Origin of the sequence: Pseudomonas rossensis, assembly GCF_039888995.1 — a bacterium.
Classification (GTDB): domain Bacteria; phylum Pseudomonadota; class Gammaproteobacteria; order Pseudomonadales; family Pseudomonadaceae; genus Aquipseudomonas; species Aquipseudomonas rossensis.
In genome coordinates this window covers 1-5,003 of the sequence record NZ_JBBWCB010000234.1, presented here as the reverse complement: position 1 = coordinate 5,003, position 5,003 = coordinate 1, and the positions used below count along the sequence as shown (strand labels likewise).

Annotated in this window: 8 protein-coding genes and 1 pseudogene; 8 read left to right on the top strand and 1 reads right to left on the bottom strand. The window is 57.4% G+C overall.

All coding sequences use genetic code 11. From position 1 onward, the window contains the following. The 6 genes and pseudogenes from WLY71_RS29680 to WLY71_RS29655 all read left to right on the top strand — a co-directional run. A pseudogene (locus WLY71_RS29680) lies at window positions 1-166 on the top strand (DNA-binding protein); the annotation flags it as partial. Next, window positions 153-332 (top strand): hypothetical protein, encoded by a 180-nt coding sequence (locus WLY71_RS29675; RefSeq protein ID WP_347806408.1) that lies wholly within the window; start codon window positions 153-155, stop codon window positions 330-332. The pseudogene WLY71_RS29680 and the gene WLY71_RS29675, both read left to right, overlap by 14 nt. Then, window positions 325-642 carry a pyocin activator PrtN family protein gene (locus WLY71_RS29670; protein ID WP_347806407.1) on the top strand — a complete coding sequence of 106 codons (318 nt, stop codon included), beginning with the start codon at window positions 325-327 and terminating at the stop codon, window positions 640-642. Before WLY71_RS29675 ends, WLY71_RS29670 begins: the two co-directional genes overlap by 8 nt. A 57-nt stretch (window positions 643-699) precedes the next feature. Beyond that, the gene (locus WLY71_RS29665; RefSeq protein ID WP_347806406.1) at window positions 700-1,119 is read left to right on the top strand and encodes a hypothetical protein; all 420 of its coding nucleotides are present in this window, start codon (window positions 700-702) and stop codon (window positions 1,117-1,119) included. Next, on the top strand, window positions 1,116-1,751 hold the full coding sequence (locus tag WLY71_RS29660) for a hypothetical protein (protein ID WP_347806405.1): 636 nt from the start codon (window positions 1,116-1,118) through the stop codon (window positions 1,749-1,751). The genes WLY71_RS29665 and WLY71_RS29660 overlap by 4 nt, the downstream gene beginning before the upstream one ends. Beyond that, window positions 1,748-2,023 carry a pyocin activator PrtN family protein gene (locus WLY71_RS29655; protein WP_108183307.1) on the top strand — a complete coding sequence of 92 codons (276 nt, stop codon included), beginning with the start codon at window positions 1,748-1,750 and terminating at the stop codon, window positions 2,021-2,023. The genes WLY71_RS29660 and WLY71_RS29655 overlap by 4 nt, the downstream gene beginning before the upstream one ends. Window position 2,024: 1 nt before the next feature. On the opposite strand, the gene WLY71_RS29650 is transcribed toward WLY71_RS29655, so the two are convergent. Next, window positions 2,025-3,149 (bottom strand): site-specific integrase, encoded by a 1,125-nt coding sequence (locus WLY71_RS29650; RefSeq protein WP_347806404.1) that lies wholly within the window; start codon window positions 3,147-3,149, stop codon window positions 2,025-2,027. A gap of 102 nt (window positions 3,150-3,251) precedes the next feature. Here WLY71_RS29650 and dusA point away from each other — a divergent pair, with 102 nt between their 5' ends. Then, entirely contained in the window at window positions 3,252-4,262 is a 1,011-nt protein-coding gene (dusA, locus tag WLY71_RS29645) for a tRNA dihydrouridine(20/20a) synthase DusA (RefSeq protein ID WP_347806403.1), read from the top strand. A 178-nt stretch (window positions 4,263-4,440) separates the two neighbouring features. Further along, a partial coding sequence (locus WLY71_RS29640) for a transaldolase family protein (protein ID WP_347806402.1) occupies window positions 4,441-5,003 on the top strand: 563 nt, incomplete at its 3' end.

The window sequence follows — 5,003 nt, the reverse complement described above, 5'->3', positions numbered from 1 at the left end:
TGACCGGGACTACCTGCGGATCAAGGACGGCCAGTGGCATCACGACCAGCTCGGCATGCAGTACAGCCAGTCGACCCGGGTGAAACAACCCGGCATCCGCTGGCTAGCCGATCAACTGGGCATCGAACTGCCTGCCATCCCGGCAGACAACCGTGACGTGGCCTAGGGAATACGCCCGCCAGATCATCGCCATGCAGACACGAGAGGAGCGCAATGCAGCGCTCCTCGAAGTGCCCGAACATCTGCGCGAGCTGACTAAACGCCACTGCCTGAACGCCTGGAACCACCCGGCCAGAATACAACGCAAGGAGGCCCAACAAAGCCATGAGTAACGCAGCACAAAATCCGCTCCGCCTGCACCCGGCACCGGAGTCTGCCACCGTCGAATTGCTCTACCGCATCTTCGGCGATGTCCTGATCCCGCTGGACAAAGTGCGCGAGCAATACTTCCGCAACCTCAATGAGCAATCGTTCGTGGCCGAGATTAGCAGCGGCCGCATCCAGCTCCCCATCACCACGCTGGACACCAGCCGCAAGGCACCGAAGTACGCACATATCCGACACATCGCCTCACTGATCGACATTCGCGCCTACAAGGCCGACGAAGACATGCAGCGACAGCAAAACGAAACCAACGAGTAACCCCAGAAACCGAACGGCTGCCACCACCAGCCAATGACATCACCAGGAGCACACCACATGACTGCAATTCAGATCTGCGCACTCATCGTTCCGATCGCTTTCGCCGGACTACTCGTCTGGGCAGGCTACTTTATGGGCCATAGCGACGGCATGGCAGCCGGCATGAAGGAAAGCGACGAGAACCAGCGCGCCGAAAGCGCCAAGACAGTTCGCGAATTAAAAGCATCTCTCAACTTCATCAAGGCCGACCACACCCGCTTGTCACATCACTGCAAACGTCTGCAGATAGCGATGGCATTCGGCGGCCCTGAGCGCTTGGCATTGCTGGAAATTGCCGAAAAACTACGCATTGCTGCTGAGACTTTCAGTGCATTCCGCACAGGCAAAAAACTGGAGCGCGACACTCGCGCACTGCATGACCGAGCACTCGACATGGCTCAGCAACTGGCTCCCTTTGATGTGGGAGACGCAGCATGAGCGAGAACCTTACCCACTCCAACATCCACTGCGACACGGCACACGCCTCACCGGCGGCTGGCGAACCAACGCGCAATCGAACCTCGGAGGAAAGCGGCATGCAAAAGGATCAGCACAACAACCAATCCACGACCGCTTTGCTCTGCGAAAAAGTGAGCGTCGACACGCTAGAAACAAACAGCCTCTGCTGCGCAGCAGCAGGCATTATTGCTCCTCTAAGCAGCACCACCGAGGCGCTTACCCCCCACGAAAAGCTGCGCGAGGCAGCCACACCCAATGCAACGCTAATCGCTCAGAATCGCCCGCCCGCGCAGCCTGCTGAGGGGTATACTCACCCTGAATGCATTCTCGAAAGACCGCCAAGGATGGCCGTCAACGTAGTCCAGATCGACGAGCGCGCCGAGTTCGAGAAAGAGTTTCCAATACCTGAAGGCCTGCAGTACTGCAGAAAGCGCGTGACGTACATTAGGACACGAGTAGCAAGTACATCTGACACGTTCGCCCACGAGCATTACGCCTATAAAGCGGGTTTCGCAGCATGGATGCGTCGGTCGTGGAAGCAGGCAGCGCTGGAGTGGTCGAAAAACAGCAGAGACCAACAGGATCAACCCGCAGCCCAGGAGAAAAAATGAACACTGCTTTCATCCTGATGGCTCAGTACAACGGCCAGGCGATCATCCCATTGGACATGGTCTGCAAGGACTACTTTACGCACCTGACCACCGATATGTTCCAGCGCAAGGTCATGGCCGGGCAGATCAAAATCCCAATCACTCGGCTGGAGCCGAGCCAGAAAAGCGCCAAAGGTATCCACATCACTGATCTGGCGGCCTACCTTGATCTACAACGGGAAGCTGCGGTGAAAGAATTCAACCAGCTCAATGGATACCGCCGAGCCAGTTAACTCACTGCTTACCCCAGGCGCCCAGCTTCACGGGCGCCTGAATGATCTTCTCTAACCACGGCCATTCGGCATAGTGGTCACCTCGCCCGCGCAGATGGGTGTATCTACGCAATGAATTCCAATCCCGATGCCCGGAAACACTGGCCACTCGAGGGATATCCCAGTCCATCTCAAACAACCGGCTTACGCCGTCGTGCCGCAGATCGTGGAAGTGCAGATCTTCAATCATCAGAAACTTGCACGCCTTTGCCCAGGCAGTGGCGATCGATGACGAGTTGTAGGGGAAGATCTCTGCACGCTCCTTTGGCATGCTCTTCAGAATGCGCCAAGCCTCATCCGGGAGGTGACACCAAACATCGTTGCCAATCTTCTGGCCTGGGTTCTTCATGTCCCGCACCATCACCCGCTGACGTTCTTCGTCGACGTCCTCCCAAAGCATTCGGCCGATCTCGTCCTGCCTACGTGTGGAGAACAAAGCGAAGCCGGTGACCTTGAGCATATTGATCGAACTGGGGCGACGTTGCTGGATACCGACAAAGTGCTCCAGCAGCTTTTCCAGCTCGTCCTTGGTCGGCCGCCGATCCCGCTCGCGGCTTTTCATGTTGTAACCCAGCTTTCTCAACACCTTTCGAGCGTCTGCCATCGCGTGGATATCGACCTCATACCCCCAAGCCGGCCGTGCAATCGATAGGACGGCCCCAAGGTGCGCCAGATCGTTACCGGCCGTCTGCGGCTGGACACCGCCGCCCTCTTTACTCATACGCCAGAGTGCAAAATCCACCAATCGCTGACTGTTGATGGCGGAATCAACGGTCTGGCCAAACTCCGTCGCTGCGATAGCATTTAGAGTGGCTTCCTTGGTTTTACCCAGCGGCCGGACTTTCTCCATTTCATCCAGGTACTGCTTGATCATGTCCTGTACGGTGACGCCCTTGCGGTTCGCTCGATCAATCGCACCAGGCTGATCTAGCTCTGCCTCACGTCGCCGCACCCACGCTTGTGCCGCCTGTTTCCGGGCGAAGGTCTGGCTCTCTTGGTAGACTTGCGCTCCATCGCGAAACAGGCGAATTTGTGCCGTGTAACTGACTGAGCCATCGGTGCGTTTTCGTGCTCTGATCGTTGCCATAGTCGACTGGTACAATTCCGAAAGTGATTGGTACATTGTACCAGCGTCATCGAAAAAACGCCTGAAAACGCCTAAAAACACGCTATAAATACGTTGAGAAAAATGGTACCAAACACCCACTCCAGCCCAGTAAACACAAGCCCTGCGCTATCTCGGCGGTTTTCCGTTGCGCCTATGATGGACTGGACTGATAGGCATTGCCGTTTTTTCCTACGCCTACTCTCCAAGCACGCTCTCCTCTACACCGAAATGGTCACCACCGGCGCGCTGCTCAACGGCGATCACGACCGCTTCCTGCGTCACAACGAAGCCGAACATCCGCTCGCCCTGCAGCTCGGCGGCAGTGTGCCGCTGGACCTGGCGATGTGCGCGCGCATGGCGCAGGAGCACGGTTACGACGAGGTGAATTTGAATGTCGGCTGCCCGAGTGATCGGGTGCAGAACAATATGATCGGTGCGTGCCTGATGGGGCATCCGCAGTTGGTGGCTGATTGTGTGAAGGCGATGCGCGATGCGGTGTCGATTCCGGTGACGGTGAAGCATCGGATCGGGATTAATGGCCGGGACAGTTACGAGGAGTTGTGTGATTTCGTCGGCACGGTTCGGGATGCCGGGTGCACGAGTTTTACGGTGCATGCGCGGATTGCGATTCTGGAGGGGTTGTCGCCGAAGGAGAACCGCGATATTCCGCCTCTGCGTTATGACGTGGCGGCGCGGTTGAAGACGGATTTTCCAGAGTTGGAGATTATTCTCAACGGCGGGATCAAGACACTGGAAGCCTGTCACGAGCATTTGCAGACGTTCGACGGCGTGATGTTGGGCCGTGAGGCCTATCACAATCCTTATGTGATGGCTGAGGTGGATCAGCAACTGTTCGGCAGCACGGCGCCGGTGATCAGCCGGGCCGAGGCTCTGGCGCAGTTGCGGCCTTATATAGCCGCGCATATCGATGCGGGCGGCTCGATGCACCACATCACTCGGCATGTGCTGGGGCTGGGCACCGGGTTTCCGGGGGCGCGCAAGTTTCGGCAGTTGTTGTCGGTGGATATTCACAAGGCAAAAGAGCCTTTGGTGTTGCTGGACCAGGCGGCGGAGCTGCTTGAGGGGCGTTAACGGTCGCTTGGGTTGAACCTGTGGTCTGATTTGGCATCGTATTTACCGATACCGCGCCCCGCCTTTCAAACAGCCGTTTTCCGGATGTTGCCGCTGGGGCCCTCGATACGTACACGCACCCTTGAGTGGCTGTCAGCGCTCGGGTAATGTCATTAGACCCATAGGACAGAGCACGCCCATGACTTCCAAGCTGGAACAACTCAAACAAATGACCACCGTGGTTGCCGATACCGGCGACTTCGAAGCTATCGCTCGCGTTAAACCCGTGGACGCTACCACCAACCCTTCCCTGCTGCTCAAAGCGGCGGCCATTCCCGGTTATGCCGAGTTGCTGAACGCATGCGTCAGCGACTGCAAGGGCGATGTTGGCCTGGCCAGCGACCGTTTTGGCGTCGCGGTAGGGCAAGAAATTCTGAAAGTGATCCCTGGCCGTATTTCCACCGAAGTGGATGCGCGCCTGTCGTTCGACACTGACGCCGTATTGAAGCGTGCGCACCGTCTGATCGACCTGTACGACAAGGCCGGCATTGGCCGTGACCGCGTGCTGATCAAGATCGCTTCCACCTGGGAAGGTATCCGCGCTGCCGAAATTCTGGAAAAAGAAGGCATCCAGACCAACCTGACGCTGCTGTTCTCGTTCGCTCAGGCAGCGGCTTGTGCTGACGCCGGAGTATTCCTGATTTCGCCGTTCGTAGGTCGCATCTACGACTGGTACAAGAAGGCCAACGGCAACGACTACAC

What these genes read in the sequence shown, in the direction of transcription:
- WLY71_RS29670 (WP_347806407.1), top strand. Translation starts at nt 325, where the DNA reads ATGAGTAACGCAGCACAAAATCCGCTCCGCCTGCACCCGGCACCGGAG.
- WLY71_RS29665 (WP_347806406.1), top strand. Translation starts at nt 700, where the DNA reads ATGACTGCAATTCAGATCTGCGCACTCATCGTTCCGATCGCTTTCGCC.
- WLY71_RS29660 (WP_347806405.1), top strand. Translation starts at nt 1,116, where the DNA reads ATGAGCGAGAACCTTACCCACTCCAACATCCACTGCGACACGGCACAC.
- WLY71_RS29655 (WP_108183307.1), top strand. Translation starts at nt 1,748, where the DNA reads ATGAACACTGCTTTCATCCTGATGGCTCAGTACAACGGCCAGGCGATC.
- WLY71_RS29650 (WP_347806404.1), bottom strand. Translation starts at nt 3,149, where the DNA reads ATGGCAACGATCAGAGCACGAAAACGCACCGATGGCTCAGTCAGTTAC.
- dusA (WP_347806403.1), top strand. Translation starts at nt 3,252, where the DNA reads ATGGTACCAAACACCCACTCCAGCCCAGTAAACACAAGCCCTGCGCTA.